Genomic DNA, 17,783 nt, shown 5'->3' on the forward strand with positions numbered 1-17,783 from the left:
CGGGATGCCGGTCACGGCGCCGGGTTCACCACCATCGCCGAGCCGCCGCCGCGGCGCACCTTCTCGGCCGCGGCCAGCCACGCGCCGCCCGGCAGGCGCTGTACGCCCGTCGCCGCGCCGATCTCCGGGTTCAGCGTGAAGGAGTGCCCGATGGCTTCCAGCCGGGCGCGCAGAGGGCTGTTGTAGAGGGCGGGTTCGAGTTCCGTCTTCGCGGCGTTGCGCTGGCTGGCGCGCGGTGCGGCGATCGCGTCGACGAGCGGCAGATGCCGGTCGAGGAACTCGGTCAGGGTCTGCAGCACGGTGGTGATGATGGTCGCGCCGCCGGGCGAGCCCAGCGCGACGACCGGACGTCCCTGCTTGTCGAGCACGATCGTCGGCGAGATCGAGGAGCGCGGCCGCTTGCCGGGGCCGGGCAGGTTCGGGTCGTGCACGGCCGGATTGGCGGGCGTGAAGGAGAAGTCCGTCAGCTCGTTGTTGAGCAGGAAGCCGCGGTGCGGGACGGTGATGCCGCTGCCGCCGGTCTGCTCGATGGTCAGGGTGTAGGAGACGACGTTGCCCCACTTGTCGGCCACCGTGAGGTGCGTGGTGTTCTCGCCCTCGTACGTGGTCGGGGCCGCCGTGCCGCGGGACGCGCAGGGCGCCGGGTGGCGCGGGTCGCCGGGCGCGAGCGGGCTGGTGAGCACCGCGTCGTCCTTGATGAGGCAGGCGCGCGAGTCGGCGAACTTCTGCGACAGCAGTTCCCTGGTCGGGACGTCCTCGAAGGCGGGGTCGCCGACCCAGCGCCCGCGGTCCGCGAACGCGATCCGGGCGGCCTCGATGAAGTGGTGCAGGTACTGCACCTCGCTCGCCTTGGAAAGGTCGGTCTTCTCCAGGATGTTCAGCGCCTCGCCGACCGTGGTGCCACCGGAGGACGACGGGGCGATGGAGTAGACGCCGAGGCCGCGGTACGAGGTTTTCGTGGGCGCCTGGAGCTTGGCGCGGTAGGCCGCGAGGTCCTTCTCGGACAGCCTGCCCGGGCGGGCGTTCCATCCCGAGGCCGGGTCCACCGGGGGCTTGTCGACGGTGGCGACGATGTCCTTGCCGAGGTCGCCGTGGTAGATCGCGCCTATGCCCTTGCGGCCCAGCTCCTCGTAGGTGCGGGCGAGGTCGGGGTTCTTGAAGGTGGAGCCGACCACGGGGAGCCGGCCGCCCGGCAGGAAGAGCTGGGCCGTGTCCGGGAAGTACCGGAAGCGGGTCTCGTTGGCGGCGGTCTGCGAGCGGAAGGTGTCGTCGACGGTGAAGCCGTCGCGGGCGATCCGCTCGGCCGGCTTCAGCACCGTGCCGAGCCGCTCGGTGCCCCACTCGTCCAGCGCCTTCTGCCAGGTCGCGGGCGTGCCCGGGGTGCCGACGCTCAGGCCGCTGCTGACGGCGTCGGCGAAGGCGAGCGGCTTGCCGTTCTCCACGAAGAGGTTGGAGTCGGCGGTCAGCGGTGCCGTCTCGCGGCCGTCGATGGTGTGCACGGTGCGGGACCTGGCGTCGTAGTAGACGAAGTAGCCGCCCCCGCCGACGCCCGCGGAGTAGGGCTCGGTGACGCCGAGCGCGGCGGCGGTGGCGACGGCCGCGTCGACCGCGTTGCCGCCCTTCCTGAGGACCTCGATGCCGGCGGCGGACGCGTCCGCGTCCACGCTCGCCACGGCCCCGCCGTACCCCACGGCCACGGGCACCTTCTCCGGGGTCGATTTCTCCGGTGCCGGGGCGGCGTGCGGCGGCGCCGCCGCTCCCACCGACACCAGGACGGCCGAGACCGCCGAAACCGCCAGTTTCCGCGCGACAGGGCGACGCATTCGTACCTCCAGTGACGTGCGTCCACGCAGGGTAACCACATTGCCATGGACTCGTCAGCACCGCCTGGGCCAGTGGCCCGAACGGGGGACTAGCATGCGCGCCCATGAACGACGACGTGCGCAACATCGTCCTGGGCGTGTTGGCGACGGGCATCAGCGCCGCGCTCGGCTGGGTGGCCCGCACCTATCTCTGGAAGCGGAAGCTGCGGCGCAAGCAGGCCTTCTTCGGGCTGCCCGACAATTCCGAGTCGCTGCTCGTGGTCAACCGGGACGCCGGCAGCCCGGATCTGGCGGTGCACCGCTACGACGTGTTCGCCCTCCTGGAACTGTCCGCCCTCATCAAGGACTGCGGGGCCAACGCCCGGATCGTCACCCAGGACGCGGCACAGCAGGGCTTCGGCGAGCGGACGGAGTTCTGTGTGGGCGGACCGGGGTCCAACCGGAGGATGCTCGCCCACTTGTCGGCCATGCTGCCGGGCGTGCGGGTCAACCTCGACCCGGAACGGGGGCCGGACCAGGGCGCGTTCCAGATCGGCGGCGAGCAGTACCGCATGGAACGCGGCGTCGCCGAGTACGTCCTGCTGGCCCGGATCGTCGGGGGCCTGTCGCGGCCGGTGTTCCTCTTCTGCGGCCAGCGCGCGATCACCAACCAGGCGGCGACGCGCTACCTCGCGCGCCATCACGAGCGTCTGGCCCGCAAGTACGGCGCAGGTTCCTTCGTCCTGCTGCTGAAGGTGGTCAACTCCGAGGCGTACGGCCCCGATGTGGTGGAGCTGGTGGGCGACGTCACACGCGCGGCGCAGACTCCGGCCCCCACGCCAACCACACGGAGCTCGCACACCGCCTCCTAGGTCGCGACAGGGTTCAACAATCTTTACTGGCACGTAACTTACCGACGGGTTACCTCTGGTAAGGGGATGCGGTTACCGTCGGGTCACTTTGCGCTGACACGAGTGAGGAGTGACCCGTGGGAACGTCCCGCAAGACCCTGCGCACGACCGCCGTGGGTGCCGTCTCGGCGACCTTGATCGCCGGCAGCGCCCTCGGACTCGCCCCCGTCCCTCAGGCCGCCGCGAACGACGTCCGGTTCGTCGACATCACCGGTGACGGCGGCACGGTCCTCAAGGCGAACGTCGTCACGCCCGCGGACGCGGACGGCACGCGCCGCTATCCGCTGATCGTCCTCCCGACGAGCTGGGGCCTGCCGCAGGTCGAGTACCTGGCGCAGGCGCGGAAGCTCGCGGATTCGGGGTACGTGGTGCTGACCTACAACGTGCGCGGCTTCTGGCAGTCCGGCGGCGAGATAGAAGTCGCGGGGCCACCCGACGTAGCCGATGCCTCCAAGGTGATCGACTGGGCGCTCGCGCACACCCCGGCCGCCCCCGGGCACATCGGCATGGCGGGCGTCTCCTACGGCGCCGGCATCAGCCTGCTGGCCGCCGCGCACGACAAGCGCATCAAGGCGGTCGCCTCGCTCAGCGGCTGGGCGGACCTGATCGACTCGATCTACTCCGGCCGCACCCAGCACGTCCAGGCGGCCGCCGTACTGGACGGCGCGGCCACGCTCACCGGCCGTGAGAGCCCCGAAGTGCGGCAGACGTTCGACGACTTCTACGCCTCGAACCTCGCCAAGGAGCCCGAGCTGATCGCGTGGGGCAAGAAGCGCTCCCCCGCCACCTACGTCGACCGGCTCAACACGAACGGCGCGGCGGTTCTGCTCGCCAACGCCTGGGGCGACACGGTCTTCCCGCCCAACCAGTACGCCGACTTCTACGAGAAGCTGACGGTCCCCAAGAGACTGGAACTCCGCCCGGGCGACCATGCCACGCCCGAGCTGACCGGGCTGTTCGGGGTGCCCAACGACGTGTGGACCGACACCGAGCGCTGGTTCGACCACTACCTCAAGGGCGCGGACAACGGCATCGACCGTGAGCAGCCGGTCGAGCTCAAGTCCCGCTCCACCGGCGGCTACGAGGGCTACCCGGACTGGAAGTCGGTGGGCGCGGCCACGAGGAAGATCGACCTCGCGGGCACCACCACGATCCACGCGAACGTGGACTCCGGCGCGGACGGCGGGGTGGTCTTCCTCTCCAGCATCCTCGACCAGGTGGCCCATCTCCCGCCGGTCGCGTCGATCCCGCTGCTTCCGCGCCGCTGGGCCGCCGTATGGCAGTCGGGGAAGTACGCCGGCCCCCAGCACGTGCGTGGCACGGCGAGGCTGCACACCACGCTCACGCCCACCGAGGAGAGCGGAACCCTCGTCGCGTACCTGTACGACGTGGGCCCGCTCGGCCTCGGCAAGCTGGTCAGCAACGCGCCGTACACCTGGCACGGGCGGACGCCCGGCACGCCGTTCGGCGTCGACCTGGAGCTGTTCTCCACGGCCTACGACGTCCCGGCCGGGCACCGCCTCGCCCTGGTCGTCGACACGGTCGACCCGCTGTACACGGAGCACAACCCGTCCGGCGCACAGCTGACCTTCTCCTCGCCCGCGAACGACCCGTCGTACGTGTCGATTCCGCTGCGCGAGCAGTGATCTTCGGCTGCCGCCTTCCGGGCCCGGCCCTCTGAGCTGCTGCTCCCCTGTCCCCCCGTGGTCGACGGACCGCGGGGGATCCCCACGGCCGTCAACACCACGGGGATGAACGGCACATCGTAGTCGAGACCCGGCGCGATGTGCCCGGCAGGCGGTGGTTAGGTCCGCTCAGGGCGGGCGGTCCCAGACCCCCGCCCCCTCCGAGGAGCGGTACGACACGTGCTCCGCGGGCCTGCGGCGACGGCGGGCGGGCCGCGGTGCCGCACCGTTCGTCGCGGCGTGTTTGGAGCGTAGGGCGCCGGGAACTCCGAAAATAGGATTTATTGGGCACCGCTCAAGGGGTCTGGGCCCGGCGGCAGCCCGCGTCGGGAGGCGTCATGGTCATCCTGGGGATCATTCTGCTCATCATCGGGTTCGTCGCGAAGATCGCCATTCTCTGGACGATCGGGATCATCCTCGTCGTCATCGGAGCGGTGCTCTTCCTGCTCGGCTCCCTCGGACACGCGGTCTTCGGGCGACGGCACTACTGGTAGTGCCGGTCCGTCGATGGGCGCCGCCGGGACCGGCGGCACACGACAGGTCCCGCTCCCCGCGCGGCCGGGCTCACCCGGCCCGTGAGGGCGGGACCCGTGCGTGTCCGCACCCGGCGTCGGCCGTCGTCACCGGAGGTCCGCCGGAGCCGTCACGCCTGCCGCCGGGGCACGGCCCCGGTTCCGGCCGGCCCGCCCTGTCTGGGGACCGTCGGCCGGGGCCGGACGGGGCGTGCGGCGCCGGGCCCGTCCCCCGGCGCGGCGGGCCTGCCGGACGCCCAGGCCAGCAGCCCGGGGTCCTCCAGCGTGTCCACCCACAGGTCGGCCAGGGCCGCGGCCTCACCGTCGGGGTGCCGCCCCACCGCGACGGTCCGCAGGCCCGCCGCACCGGCGGCCTTCAGCCCGTTGACCGAGTCCTCCACGGCCAGGGCTCTGCCGCACTCCACGCCCAGCCGCCGCGCGGCCTCGGCGTAGGCGTCGGGGTACGGCTTGGGGCGTACGGCCGCGCCCGGCACGACGATGTGCCGGAAGTGGTGCCGCAGCCCCACGGACTCGAGGGAGAACTCCACCACGTCGGCAGGGCAGTTGCTGGCCACGGCCAGCGGTACGACCCGGCTCAGGGCCGTGACCAGGGCCCGGGCTCCGGGCATCGGCACGGGATCCCGGGCGACGAGCGCGCGGAACGCCGCCAGGAGTTGCCGGGTCATCTCCTCGGCTCTGTCCGGCCTGCCGGCCAGGCGGGCCATGAGGGCGCCGCACTCGGTGTAGTGCAGACCCGTGCTGCGGCGCGTGAACTCCGCGTCGGGTGCGACGCCGTGGTCCCGCAGAACGGTGTCCCGCGCTTTCTGCCAGTGCCGTTCGGAGTCCACCAGGGTGCCGTCGCAGTCGAAGACGACGGCCTCGGGAGTCCAGTCGAAAATACGATGGGTTGCCATGTGTGTGCCGTTCTTGGCGCAGGACGGAACGGCCGCACGGCGGCACGGTCCGCCGGTGGGGGGTACCGGGTGTGCGCCTGCTTCGCTTTTCGCTTCAGGAAAGCGTGATGACGCAGGCGAAGATGGCTGGTTCACGCATGCATGGGTCACACATCGCGGTCTGCGGTGGTCCTGACCGCATCCGGAACCAGAAACATAATGAACGCTACGCTCGTTCGGAGCGGTCGTGAAGATTTGCCACCGCAATACCCACGTGTGGGTGATGCCTCAGCGATAACGCAGCACACCCTCGGCCGTGCGCTCACCGCCCTGCCGGACGACGAAAAAGCCGGTCCGGCCGTGCAGGGAGCCGTGAATGACGGCAGGCGGTGCGTGTTCGGTGAACTTCAGGGCCGTCATACGGCCGGAGACCGGCCGGAGAAGAAGTCCCCCGCTGCGCAGGGCGATCGCCTGCCGCGCCGCCTCGAACAGGGCCATGCCGGGCACGTGGTCGGTGCCGTGGTCGAAGTAGTACGGGTGACGGGGGTCGGCCGGGTCCACCAGGATGTCGTCCCCTCGCCGGGAGACGAGGACATCGGCCCTCGACTCCAGCCCCAGGACGGCGGGTTCGGGCCGGGGGCGGCCGCTCGGCGCCGGGACCGCCGCCGCGGACCCGGACCGGAGTTCGGCGTACCGCCGGGCGCCGACAATCCGCGCCCCGCCCGCCGCCCGGGCGAACGTGCGGCCGTCGGCGTGGAATTCGGCCCGCATCCGCAGGGCGGACAGCCGTTCTCCGCTCCCGTCGGTACGGAGGTCATCGACCCACACCCGACAGGTGACCTCGCTGGCGCCGTGCGGCGCCGTGGGCTCCGCCGCCGTGTCGAGCCGGAACGACACGTCGCCGATCAGGAAGCGCGCCGCGGCCGGCACGCCGAAGTGGCGCAGCGGAACGCAGATGCCGAGCTGGCGCAGCGTCTCGACGACCATCCAGGGGCTGTGCCGGTCGTCACGGCCGCGGGGGAACGTGGGATGCGAGCGGGTCCACGCGGCGGCGGCACAGAAGGTGAGCGGCCCGCAGCGGCGGACGTCCGTCAGCAGGACCTCGGCCACCGAAACCCGGTGCACCGCCTCGCGTTCGACGGTCCTGGACCGGCTCAAGGACGCACAACAGAAGCGGGAATCCATGCAAAAAGCTAATAAGACCATTGCTGCTTTCGCATGCGCGGCGCTCCTGACTTTCCGGCAGGACGGCTACATTCCTCCTCGCGACCCATCGACGGACAAGGGGCGACGCGTGCAGGAACGGGCGGAAGAAACCCGCAGAGCCGTATTGCTGGCAGCAGCTCACCTGTTCTTCGAACGAGGGTACGCGGGGACCAGTATCAGTGACATCAGCGACCGGTCCGGCCGCACCAGCGGAGCCATCTACTTCCACTACACCAACAAGGAACACCTCGCCCTCGCCGTGGTGAATGCGCATTTCGCGACCTGGCCGGCGGTGATCGCGCGCCATGAAGCCGTCGCGCGACCGGCCCTGGAAAAGCTCGTCGGCCTGAGCTTCACGGTCGCCCGGGCCTTTCGTGACGACGTCCTCGTCCGCGCGGGCGCCCGGCTGTGGGCCGAGCGGAAGTCCATCGACATCGAGATGCCTCCGCCCTTCGTGGACTGGATCGCCACGGTCGAGCGCATGCTCACCCGGGCACGCGCCGACGGAGACCTCGCGCCGGGGGCGGAGCCCGGCCGCGACGCACCCACCCTGGTCGCCGCCTTCTTCGGGCTGCACACGCTCTCGGACGCCCTCGACGACCGTCTGCTGATCGAGGACCGCCTGACCGACCTGTGGCTGTTGCTCCTTCCGGGCCTCCAGGCCGACCCCGCGCCCCGGAGTCTGCTGGCCAGGGTGGGCGCCCAGGTGGCCGCAGACGTCCCTGGTTAGCTCTCGGCCACCTCCGCATACACCTGGGACAGCTCGGGGGCGCCCGTGGCGGCCCAGGTGTGGCCGTCGGTGACCACGTCGATCTCGCGTCCCGAGGCCAGCCGGACCACCGGGTGGCCGTTCGGCCAGATCTCCCAGGCGGCGCCCGGGACGGTGCGCACGATGACCGTGCCCAGGTAGAGCCCCGCGTCGTTCCCGAGCCAGGGCAGGGTCTCGGCGTCGTCGCGCCAGCGCGGCAGAAGCTGGTCGAGCGCCTCCAACGAGGCGGTGGAGTCGTCGAGTTCCACCCCCGCCTGCTCGGCGTGCGCACGCAACAGCTCGCATTCGGACAGCAGTCCACTGACACCGGCCGCGTCGGCGTCACCGTCGGAGAACACCGCGACGCCCAAGGCGGGGCCGCGTTTCTTGCGCCAGTTGCCCAGGAAGGAGATGTTCATACGCCCAGCGTGACACCGGCGCGCGTCGAGACACCACAGGCGCGCAGGGGCCACCGTCACGCCCCTTCGGCGGGGGCGACCGCGCAGAGACCTAGACCTCGTCCGCCCCTTCGGCGGGGGGCGGCTACGGCTCGAGGTCCACGACCACCGGCGCGTGGTCGGAGGCGCCCTTGCCCTTGCGTTCCTCGCGGTCCACATAGGCGTCCTTGACCGCCTTGGCGAACGGCTTGTTGCCGTACACCAGGTCGATGCGCATACCGCGGTTCTTGGGAAAGCAGAGCTGGCGGTAGTCCCAGTACGTGAACGGGTGCTCGTACTTCAGCGGGCGCGGCACCACATCCTGGAGGCCCGCCTCGCGCAGGGAGGCCAGGGCGGCGCGCTCGGCCGGGGTGACGTGGGTCGAGCCCTCGAAGGCGGCGATGTCGTAGACGTCGTCGTCCGTCGGCGCCACGTTGTAGTCGCCCAGCACCGCGAACGGGCGGCCGCCCGCGGCGTCGCCCGCGACGGCCGCCTTCAACGCCTCGAACCATTGCAGCTTGTACGCGTAGTGCGGGTGGTCCACCTCGCGGCCGTTCGGCACGTACACCGACCAGACGCGGACCGGGCCGCAGGTCGCGGAGATCGCGCGGGGCTCCTCCACGCCGTCGTAGCCGGGGTCGCCGGGCAGGCCCTTGACCACGTCCTCCAGGCCGACGCGGGAGAGCACCGCGACGCCGTTCCACCGGCCGGTCGCGTGCACCGCCGCCTCGTAGCCCAGCTCGCGCAGCGGGTCGTACGGGAACTGCTCCTCCGCGATCTTGGCCTCCTGGAGGCAGAGCACGTCCGTGCCGCTGCTCTCCAGCCAGGCCAGGAGCCTCGGGAGGCGGGCGGTGATCGAGTTCACGTTCCAGGTCGCGATGCGCATGCCTCACAACCTACCCGGCGGGTACGACAACCGGTCCCGGCCCTGTCTCCCGGGCTCCCGCCGGCCGTCAGACCCGCGCCGACGCGCCCGGCGCCAGCCTCAGGTGCTCGGCTCCGCCCAGGGCGCCGATCTGGTTGTCGTAGATCGGGCGGGCGAGGTCCGTCAGCAGGGCGTCGTGGATGTCGTACGCCCGTTGCGGCTTGACCTCGCGGACGTAGTCGATCACCTCGGCGATCTTGTTCCAGGGCGCCATCACCGGGAGCATCAGCGTTTCGACGGGGTGGTCGGGAACAGTGAGGGCGTCGCCGGGGTGGAAGACCTTGCCGCCGTCGATCAGATAGCCGACGTTCGTGATCCGGGGGATGTCCGGGTGGATCACGGCGTGCAGTTCGCCGTGCACCTGGACGTCGAAGCCCGCGGCGGTGAAGGTGTCGCCGTGGCCGACGGTGTGCACCCGGCCCGGGAACGCCGCCGAGATCTGCTCGGCGACCGACCGCAGGGTCCAGATCTCGGCGCCCGGGTTGGCCTCCATGCCGGCCCGCAGCCGGTCCTCGTTGAAGTGGTCGAGGTGCTCGTGCGTGACCAGGAGGGCGTCCGCGCCGACCGCGGCGTCCTCCTCGCTGAAGGTCCCGGGGTCGATGACGAGCGTGCGCCCGTCCTTTTCGAGCCGGATGCAGGCGTGCGACTTCTTCGTGAGCTTCATGGGTCCATCCTGCCCCCGCCCGGCCTGCTCAGCGTGGTGGCCCTGCTACCCGGCTGGTGATCACTCCTGCAGGGTGGTCTCCTCCCGGATCACCTGCTGCGCCACTCGGAACGCGCTGTTCGCGGCCGGCAGGCCGCAGTAGACCGCCGCCTGGAGCAGCACCTCCGCGATCTCGGCCGGGGTGAGGCCGTTGCGCAGGGCCGCCCGGGTGTGGGCGGCGAGGTCGTCCAGGTGGCCGCCCGCGACCAGGGCGGTGAGCGTGACACAGCTCCGGGTGCGGCGGTCGAGGCCGGGCCGGTCCCAGATCTCGCCCCACGCGTAGCGGGTGAGGAACTCCTGGAAGTCCCCGGAGAAGTCGTCGGCGGAGGCCAGCACCCGGTCGACGTGCGCGTCGCCGAGCACCTCGCGGCGGATCTTGATCCCGGTGTCGTACGGGTCGGGCCGGGCCGAGGGCTGGGGCGGGACGGCGGCCGGGGCGATCTCGGCCACGGGAACCACCGGCGGCGGCGCGACCGGCGCCGGCTTCGCCGGGGGCGTGGCGATCGCGGTCATCTGACCGGTGGTCGCGTCGAAGGCGGGCTGCCACGCGGTCGCGAAGTGGTGGACGAGCAGGTCGGTGACCGCCGCGGGCTGCTCCACGGGCACCAGGTGGGAGGCGCCGGGGACGACCGCGAGCCGGGCGTCGGGGATCCCGGCGACCAGGGTGCGCGCCTCGGCGGGCCCGGTGACCTGGTCCTCGGAGCCGACCAGGACCAGGGTCGGCACGCCGATCCGGCCGAGTTCGGCCCGCACGTCGAACGCGGCGAGCGCCTCGCAGGCCGAGATGTAGCAGCCCGGGTCGGTGGTGCGGACCATCTGCACGGCCCACTCGGTGATCGCGGGCTGCGCGGCGGCGAACCCTCCGGTGAACCAGCGGTCGGGGGAGGTGCGGGCGATCGGATCCAGCCCGTTCGTCCGGACGATCACACCCCGCTGGCGGAACTCGTCGGCCGTGCCGAAGCGCGGTGAGGCGGCGATCAGGACGAGGGAGGCGAGGCGCTCGGGGTGGCGCAACGCCAGCTCGATCCCCACCGCGCCGCCCAGGGCACAGCCCGCGTAGCCGAAGCGCTGCACGCCGAGCGCGTCGAGCGTGGCGAGCAGCCGGGCGGTGAGGTCGGTGACGGAGCCCGCCGGATGAGCAGGTGCCCCGCCGTGGCCGGGCAGGTCGAAGCGGAAGACCCGCCACTGCTTGGCAAGCTCCGGAACCTGCCGGTCCCACATGTGCCATGTGGTACCCAGTGAGGGCCCGAGGATCAGGACCGGTGCGTCTTCTGGCCCGTCAAAGCGGTATTGCAGGGTGTTCGGTGGTGTCTCGCTCACCCGTCAGACCCTCTCATCTGTCACGAGATGTCACATCGCCGGGGCGGACCGAGCGTGCCTTGCCCCGCTCCGGCACGAGAACCCAAGGTATTCGTTCTCCGGCATGTGCTCGTGGCCGTTCGGCAGCGGACCCTGCGGGCGCGTGCGCTCCTTCAGTCGCTACGAGCAACGCTTTCCTCTTTGATCACGGCCTCACAGGCGGTTCGGGTTGCAGCATCGAGTGTGGTGGCACGGACGAGGCTCGGAATGCCCCACCTGGAAACTTTCCGGAATCCCACCCAACAGCGACTTGAACACCACACACGGTGAACACTTGGTAGAAGGCCACCTCCCCCACCTCCTGCAGGCCATACAGCTTGCAGGTCGTTCTCGGCCAATTAGGGCCTGTATCGGGTCGTGATCAATCTGTGGGTTTCGCCTCCGCGGCGGGGCGGATCCGGTAGTCCGGAGCGCATGACGCGTGCGCAACTGAGCGACGAGGAGTGGGAGTACGTCGAGCCGTATCTGCCGGTTGGTGAGTACGGCCCGTATCCCACCAGGCTGCGGCAGCAGTTCGAGGGCGTGATCTGGAAGTTTCGCTCAGGAGCGCAGTGGCGGGAGATGCCGGCCGAGTTCGGCGCCTGGTCGACCGTGCACAACCGCTTTAGGCAGTGGCGCGACGCCGGCTGGTCAGCGTGGATTCCACCACCGCCCGTGCCCACCACGACGCGGCCGGAATGCACATGGACGACGAGGTCCTGACCGCCCTGGAGAAGGCCGCCGCCGAGCAGGAGAAGGCCCGGCAAAAGGGGGTGACCCGGACGGACAAAGCGGACAGGACGCCGACCCTCGCCGCGAGGAGCGAAGACGCATCCGGCGCTGGCACCGAGTCCGGCTGAAGGCCGCCCTACTGGGGCGCTCGCGGGGCGGCCAGACCAGCAAGGTCCACCTCGCAGCCGACCGCCGTTGCCGCCCGCTCGCGATCATCCTGACCGCCGGGCAGGCAGCCGACAGCCCGCAGTTCATCCCCGTACTGGACAAGGTACGGGTCCGCGGCCCGGTCGGTCGTCCGCGCACGCGCCCCGACGCGGTGGCGGGCGACAAGGCCTACTCCTCCCGCGCCAACCGCGCCCACCTGCGCAAACGCGGCATCAAGGCGATCATCCCGGAGAAGAAGGACCAGGCCGCCAACCGGAAGAAGAAGGGCAGCCGGGGCGGCCGCCCGGTCACCCACGACGCCGAGCTGTACAAGGAGCGCAACACCGTCGAGCGCCTGATCAACCAACTCAAGGCGTGGCGGGGCATCGCCACCCGCTTCGACAAGACCCCCGAGAGCTACCAAGCCGGACTCCACCTCCGCGCCTCCATGATCTGGATCAAGGACCTCACCCGGACCGCATGATGACGATCCGATACAGGTCCTAGATCGCCACAATCCGCCTCTGGCTACGCTCCTGAACAGTGTCAGGGCGTCAACGTGCCAGCCAGGATGCGCAGCCCCGCCTCCTGATCGCCGGACCAGCTAAAGGCGGCATCCGCGCTGCGCATCCGACCCCACAGGAGCAGCACCAGCTGTTCCGCCGTCGCCGTGAGCGTGGCCACGGCAGTGCCAGGGCCGTGCACCCAGGATGTCCCGATGTCCGTCGCATGCAGACGCAGGGCGTGCTGCGGGTGCTGAGCTCGTCCCCGGGCTATCTGCCTTGGTGCCATCGTGTCGAAGACCTCGGCCACGCCTTCTCCGGCCAGGACCGGGTCGAGCGGTCGACTACTGCCCAGTGCGTTCTCGGCATCCCAGCGGTGAATGAGCGCCTCCAGCGCACGGCGCCGCTGCCAGAAACCCACCGTGTGCGGCGGATGGAAAGTCCAGGCGCTCGCACTCGGGTCGGTGTCGAGGGCCTTGAGCAGAGTCCCTGAACTCTCCTCAAACCACCGCAGAAACTCATCGGGATCACGCGGAGCCGAGGTGGCCTCGTGCTTGCCGTGCTGCTCGGTGACTGCGGCCGCCGCCCACAGATTTGAGCTGCCCAGGTGCTCGGCCAAGTCGCGGAGCGTCCACTCGCCGCAGTGCTCGACGGGTACAGACAGATCACCATCGAGGCATGCGCGGAACGCGTCGAGTTCGTTACTCAGGTGCTGCAACAGAGATTCCGAGTCCATGACCAGCGAACCTAACCCAGCCCGCTGACATCGCGACCCGGACCCGACCCGTCGCCTACTCCGCTGGTGACCAGGGAGCGGAGCGCAAGTGCGCGACGCTACGCCGGTCGCGGACCTCTGAAGGTCTGTCAGCCGCTGTGCCCACCGCGACCATGGAGACGATCACCCAGCCCGGGTTCGGGTCCAGCTCCTTGGTGAGCCCTTCCAGGTCGAAGGCCCGGAATTGGTGCGCGGCGAGTCCCATGGCCTGGGCCTGAACAGTCATGTGGGCGATGGCTTGGCCGAGGTCGTAGTCTGCAAACTCGGAGTAGAGCAGCTGTGTGTCATCGACGTATCGGCGCGTCAGCGTGACGACGAGCAGGCCCGCATCCGTCGCCCAGGAGGCCGAGCTCGGCGCAAGGTAGGGGAGCACCCGGTCATGCTCCGGCTCACCGGGCCTGCCAATGAAGAAGCCCCACGGCTGAGAGTTCCCTGCCGACGGTGCCCACCGCGCGGCTTCCAGCAGCAGCCCGAGGGCATGGTCGTCGACCACCGCCGACGGGTCGAACCGGTAGGGGCTGAAGCGCCTGGCAAGCAGTGGGTGTATGCCGTTGTACGGCTCCTGAGGATGGTGCACGTTCTGCTGCAACCGGCGACCGTGAGTGCGTATTCCGGCCGATACAAGCGCTAACACCGCCCACGCCAGACGATCTACCAGAACGACGATCAACTAGGGAAAGCTCACACATTGATCACGACTCGATACGCACCCTAGTCCGCGTGGCTCACTCTTGCCCCTCCGCCACACCTCCGTGCAGGCCATCCCAAGTAGTGGCGGCTCCACGAAGATCTTCTACATCCGGCTTGACGTACCACCGCTTGGTCGTCTTTACGTTCGTATGTCCGGCCCATCGCGCGAGGATGTGGTCCGGGACGCCGTTGTTGGCCAGGAAGGTGAAGCACGACGCGCGTGCGTCGTAGAGCCTGACGCGACGGAGCCCGAGAAGCTCCATCAGTCGGTATGCGCGTCGGCGAAGTTGCTTGATCGTAAAGGCGTCGCCCGCCTCGTGCGCCAGCACATAGCCCGACACCGTGTACGCCTCCCCCAGAGCGAGCCTCTCCTCGGCTTGGAGAGCCCGGAAGGCCTTGAGGGCTCCCAGCACCAGCGTCGGGAGCGGCAGATCACGCTCACCCGCAAGGGACTTGGTGTCCTTCTCCACCACGTACCGGTTGCCCATCATCGTGCGCGTGTTGGCAATGACGATCGTGGCGTTCTCCAAGTCAACGTCTTCCCACCGGAGGCCGCAGACTTCAGCTGGACGAAGCCCCATGAGCGAAAGAAGAAGCGCAGCATAAAGACGCTCACCCCTGATTCCATGTATGAATTTCTGAACCTCCTGGACGTTCCAGGGCGGCACCTCCTCTTTAGTCTTACGCTCTTCTTTGCGCGCTCTCCGGGGAATTGTCACATGCGTAGCGACATTGACGTACACCAACCGCCGGGTAACGGCTCTCCCCAGCGCGTCCTTCAGCCGAGCGAGGCTCATATCCACACTCGTGACACTGAGTGGCATCCCGGCCCTTTTACCACGTACGCGGCCATGCGTCAGCGCCCAGTCCCTCCACTCTTCCACGTGTTCTTCAGTAAGGTCCTGGAGACGGATATTGCCGAGCCTCCCTCGGACTCGGTCCAGGGTGACCCTGTAGTTGTAGATGGTGGTTTCTTCGAGGTCCTCCGCTTTCATGTCCAGCCATCGGTCGAGCCACTCATTCACAGTGATCTTGTTGGGCGGCACCAGCGACCCATCATGCCGCCGATTAGTTATGTTCGCATACTCAGCCCGAGCTTCCTTCAACGAGTCAAAGGTGCGCCTCAACTGCTTACGCTTCCCAGTTTCGGGGTCGATTCCGGCGTCGACAACAAACCGGTATCGAACCTTCCCCTTCGAGTTCGGCGGAAGCTTCTTGATCGGATCGGACAGAATACTCACACTCCTCGAACAGGCGGACATGACTTCACAACGCCGCGTCTACCGATCGGGGTAGGCGAATTGGCGGCACCATTCGCTACGGCTCCACCGCCAAGCACAGCCGGGTGCGAACACCATTAATGCTCCGCACGATCCCCGGTTTCGGTAACCGGGGATCGTCTGCTATGTATCGCGCTGCACTACGGGAGCCTGCCCCTCATACCTTTCTTCGCCTCCGTCAGGTGGCCAGACGGTACGAGCGGAGAGCCGGGGACCACGCCATCGGTGACATACACCAGAAGCCCGTCGCCGTGGGGCGGTCGAGGTTGCTGGCCACGAGACGCTCGAGGCGCCAAGCGCCTTGAGGATTGGGGGCGGTGAAGACGAGCAGATCGGATTGCGGGAATTTGCAGGTGGACCTCCTTAGGGCTGCGCTCGTTCACGAGACCGAGTGGTGCGGATCGCGGCCTGGGGACGGCCGGGCGTGTGCCGGTTCGACTCAGAGGCCCATATCCCTTGCTGACCTGGCATTTCCCGGCTCGTTGTACGTTGACATGATCCCGGAGGAGGTTCCAGTCCGTTTGGGCTCTTTCCCGTCTGCCGTGAGCTGAAGGTTTCCGGCCGACGCTTGCTCCCTGCTCGGGGCCCGACCGCGTGTGTATGGACGGCCTCGGTCACGCCGCCGACCGGGAAGCAGCGGACACGAGCTCGGCCGCAGCCCGGCCCACCACCTCACCCACGGGGACGACCGACGGTCCAAAGACAACTGGTCGCGCTCGGCTCCGCACTGGACCTACTACCGATTGACGCACCGGCCGAACTCGAACAGGCCGCTGCCCTCGTCGAGTTCGCCACCCGCTCCCGCGTCGCTGCCGACCTCGGCGGCACCCGCGTCCTGCGTCACAGCCTCCAGGCGATCTGGCGCGACCGTCCTCAGGACAGGGACGGGGCTGGATTCGTGATGCTCGTGGACCCCCGGTTCACCGCTGTGGCGTTCGCGATGCACTGGCACCGCACCCGCTAGCACGCCCAGCAGGAGACAGCAGCAGAATGGCCCCTCCTTGGCCGACTCGGTCTGGGACGCGCTCGCCACCGCGCTCGCCGAGGCAGAGGAAGCAGGACACAACCCGCTACCGCCTCGATCATGCGCTCGGCCAACGCACCCTGGACGACGCCCGCAGCCCCGCCCGCGCACTGACCTGGGGCATCCGATGCTTTGGCGAGCGCCATGCGCCCAGGCCACGAGCCGAGGAAGCGAGAGCTCGCAGGGTCACAAAACGCTGGGCCACAGGCACCTCTCCGCCGCAGCCGCGCAACGAGCCGCCAGAGGACGGCCATCAGGCTCTCTTCATAGAAGGTGCATGTCCGGGGTGGAAGGGCCACGCGAGACTCGTCCGGATCACGCTGTCGCTGGCGCGCAAAGCCGACGCCAGTTCTCCGTGCAGCTTGTTCGGGATGGACTCTGCTCCGAGGGCGCAGGCGCGAATCAGAGCGCGGCAGTCGTGCGCTTGCCGCTCCGTGGCAAGCGCGGTGAACAGAGAGTGCTGCAGATTCTCGCGGGCCGCGTAGCCATCCTCGGCCTCCGTCATCCTGCGGTGCAGTTGCTCGACAATGTGGTGCGCGCCGGGCGCCTCGGCGGAACCGATCGCGTCGAGGATGGTGAGGCCAAGCCGGATGTCGAAGACGGTCATACCGGGTTCGGCCTTCCGCTCGGAGTAGGCTGTAACCAAGTCCCCCAGGTGGCCGTCGGCCAGCCGGCCGGCATCTCGGCGGCACAGGACCGTGAGGCAGTCCGTGACAGCTTGCTCCCACGGGTCGCCCGGCGCAGTGTCGGCGAGGAGGGCAGCGGCCCATGTCGTGTCACCCGCGACGAGGGCGGCGAGTACGGCGACTTGGCGCCCGTCGAGCATCCGTTTGCCCACGCCGTGGTGAACTTCGATATGTGCTTTGGCCTCGGCCCAACGTCCCTTGGTGGTCAGGGTGCGGGTCCCATCAGCGAGAAGCACGCGCCACAGCCACGCGCGGACCTCGTGGCGGTCCTCGCCGGTCGCAGTGAGGTCCGCCGGTACGACGACCCCCTCGAACCGGGCAGCGGTGCCTGCCTCGACAGCCTTGTACAGGTCGAGTAGGTGCTGGCGGCCCTCGTCGGCGTGGCCGGCGCGGATCTGAAGGCGGGCAAGGTTGACGACCGGTTCCAGTCCCCGGATTGCACTCATGCCGGGCAAGGGGCAAGCGTGGAAGTAGGCGGCGGCGTGCTGGTGACACATCTTGCGGGCCAGGTGGGGCAGGCCGAGATCGGAGGCCATGAGCGCGGCCTGGTTGTAGACGGCGGATGCGAGCCCCTGGTCGGTCTTCTTCACCGCGGTGTCGGCAAGTTCGGCCAGGCCGCGCACCCGGGTGGGCAGGGGCAGGCAGGCGGGCCGGAATCGGGCGACGAGTGGGAAGCGCTGGGCTGTGGGTCCGTGTGGGTCCATGGGTCCCTCGGGCGTTAGTGGGAACTGCTGGGGCGACGGTGCCCGTCAGCCGTGCGCCGACGGGCACCGTCCGCTACGCGTG

15 protein-coding genes and 1 pseudogene are annotated in these 17,783 nt (G+C 69.5%); 5 read left to right on the plus strand and 11 right to left on the minus strand.

The genetic code is table 11. The features are described from left to right. Positions 1-11 precede the first annotated feature (11 nt). Entirely contained in the window at positions 12-1,823 is a 1,812-nt protein-coding gene (gene ggt, locus ACZ4SW_RS24580) for a gamma-glutamyltransferase (RefSeq protein WP_468249482.1), read from the minus strand. 104 nt (positions 1,824-1,927) lie between these two features. Here ggt and ACZ4SW_RS24585 point away from each other — a divergent pair, with 104 nt between their 5' ends. From ACZ4SW_RS24585 to ACZ4SW_RS24595, 3 genes are all read left to right on the plus strand, one after another. Further along, positions 1,928-2,674, plus strand: a complete 747-nt coding sequence (locus ACZ4SW_RS24585; protein ID WP_468249486.1) for a hypothetical protein — start codon at positions 1,928-1,930, stop codon at positions 2,672-2,674. Between the two features lie 116 nt (positions 2,675-2,790). After that, the gene (locus tag ACZ4SW_RS24590; protein WP_468249490.1) at positions 2,791-4,359 is read left to right on the plus strand and encodes an alpha/beta fold hydrolase; all 1,569 of its coding nucleotides are present in this window, start codon (positions 2,791-2,793) and stop codon (positions 4,357-4,359) included. 377 nt (positions 4,360-4,736) lie between these two features. Beyond that, complete coding sequence (locus tag ACZ4SW_RS24595; RefSeq protein ID WP_388561174.1) at positions 4,737-4,892, plus strand: DUF6131 family protein; 156 nt, start codon at positions 4,737-4,739, stop codon at positions 4,890-4,892. Between the two features lie 149 nt (positions 4,893-5,041). Here the strand turns inward: ACZ4SW_RS24595 and ACZ4SW_RS24600 are convergent, their stop codons facing one another. Together ACZ4SW_RS24600 and ACZ4SW_RS24605 are read right to left on the minus strand one after the other, a co-directional pair. Beyond that, on the minus strand, positions 5,042-5,824 hold the full coding sequence (locus ACZ4SW_RS24600; RefSeq protein ID WP_468249497.1) for an HAD family hydrolase: 783 nt from the start codon (positions 5,822-5,824) through the stop codon (positions 5,042-5,044). 267 nt (positions 5,825-6,091) lie between these two features. Further along, positions 6,092-6,961: a ScbA/BarX family gamma-butyrolactone biosynthesis protein gene (locus ACZ4SW_RS24605; RefSeq protein WP_468249501.1), complete on the minus strand. Its 870-nt coding sequence runs from the start codon at positions 6,959-6,961 to the stop codon at positions 6,092-6,094. A gap of 136 nt (positions 6,962-7,097) precedes the next feature. Between ACZ4SW_RS24605 and ACZ4SW_RS24610 the strand changes: the two genes are divergently transcribed. After that, the gene (locus ACZ4SW_RS24610) at positions 7,098-7,739 is read left to right on the plus strand and encodes a ScbR family autoregulator-binding transcription factor (RefSeq protein WP_468249506.1); all 642 of its coding nucleotides are present in this window, start codon (positions 7,098-7,100) and stop codon (positions 7,737-7,739) included. On the opposite strand, the gene ACZ4SW_RS24615 is transcribed toward ACZ4SW_RS24610, so the two are convergent. The 4 genes from ACZ4SW_RS24615 to pcaDC form a co-directional block, all read right to left on the minus strand. Beyond that, complete coding sequence (locus tag ACZ4SW_RS24615; RefSeq protein WP_468249511.1) at positions 7,736-8,176, minus strand: DUF6278 family protein; 441 nt, start codon at positions 8,174-8,176, stop codon at positions 7,736-7,738. The two genes, ACZ4SW_RS24610 and ACZ4SW_RS24615, sit on opposite strands and share 4 nt — an antisense overlap. Before the next feature lie 124 nt (positions 8,177-8,300). Next, positions 8,301-9,080, minus strand: a complete 780-nt coding sequence (locus ACZ4SW_RS24620; RefSeq protein ID WP_468249517.1) for an exodeoxyribonuclease III — start codon at positions 9,078-9,080, stop codon at positions 8,301-8,303. Between the two features lie 67 nt (positions 9,081-9,147). Further along, complete coding sequence (locus ACZ4SW_RS24625; protein ID WP_468249522.1) at positions 9,148-9,783, minus strand: MBL fold metallo-hydrolase; 636 nt, start codon at positions 9,781-9,783, stop codon at positions 9,148-9,150. 60 nt (positions 9,784-9,843) lie between these two features. Beyond that, a complete protein-coding gene (pcaDC, locus tag ACZ4SW_RS24630) occupies positions 9,844-11,142 on the minus strand; it encodes a bifunctional 3-oxoadipate enol-lactonase/4-carboxymuconolactone decarboxylase PcaDC (RefSeq protein ID WP_468249526.1) in 1,299 nt (432 codons plus the stop codon). Positions 11,143-11,595: 453 nt separating this feature from the next. Here pcaDC and ACZ4SW_RS24635 point away from each other — a divergent pair. Then, positions 11,596-12,523 (plus strand): annotated as a pseudogene (locus tag ACZ4SW_RS24635) (IS5 family transposase). A 62-nt stretch (positions 12,524-12,585) separates the two neighbouring features. On the opposite strand, the gene ACZ4SW_RS24640 reads toward ACZ4SW_RS24635, so the two are convergent. The 4 genes from ACZ4SW_RS24640 to ACZ4SW_RS24655 form a co-directional block, all read right to left on the minus strand. Next, positions 12,586-13,278, minus strand: coding sequence for a maleylpyruvate isomerase family mycothiol-dependent enzyme (locus tag ACZ4SW_RS24640; RefSeq protein ID WP_468249530.1), 693 nt, complete (start codon positions 13,276-13,278; stop codon positions 12,586-12,588). Positions 13,279-13,333: 55 nt separating this feature from the next. Continuing rightward, a complete protein-coding gene (locus tag ACZ4SW_RS24645; RefSeq protein WP_468249713.1) occupies positions 13,334-13,894 on the minus strand; it encodes a nitroreductase family protein in 561 nt (186 codons plus the stop codon). Between the two features lie 148 nt (positions 13,895-14,042). Beyond that, positions 14,043-15,248, minus strand: coding sequence for a tyrosine-type recombinase/integrase (locus ACZ4SW_RS24650; RefSeq protein WP_468249533.1), 1,206 nt, complete (start codon positions 15,246-15,248; stop codon positions 14,043-14,045). A gap of 1,316 nt (positions 15,249-16,564) precedes the next feature. Then, positions 16,565-17,701 (minus strand): hypothetical protein, encoded by a 1,137-nt coding sequence (locus ACZ4SW_RS24655; RefSeq protein ID WP_468249539.1) that lies wholly within the window; start codon positions 17,699-17,701, stop codon positions 16,565-16,567. Positions 17,702-17,783: the final 82 nt, after the last annotated feature.

The organism is Streptomyces sp. NPDC028331, from assembly GCF_055565775.1.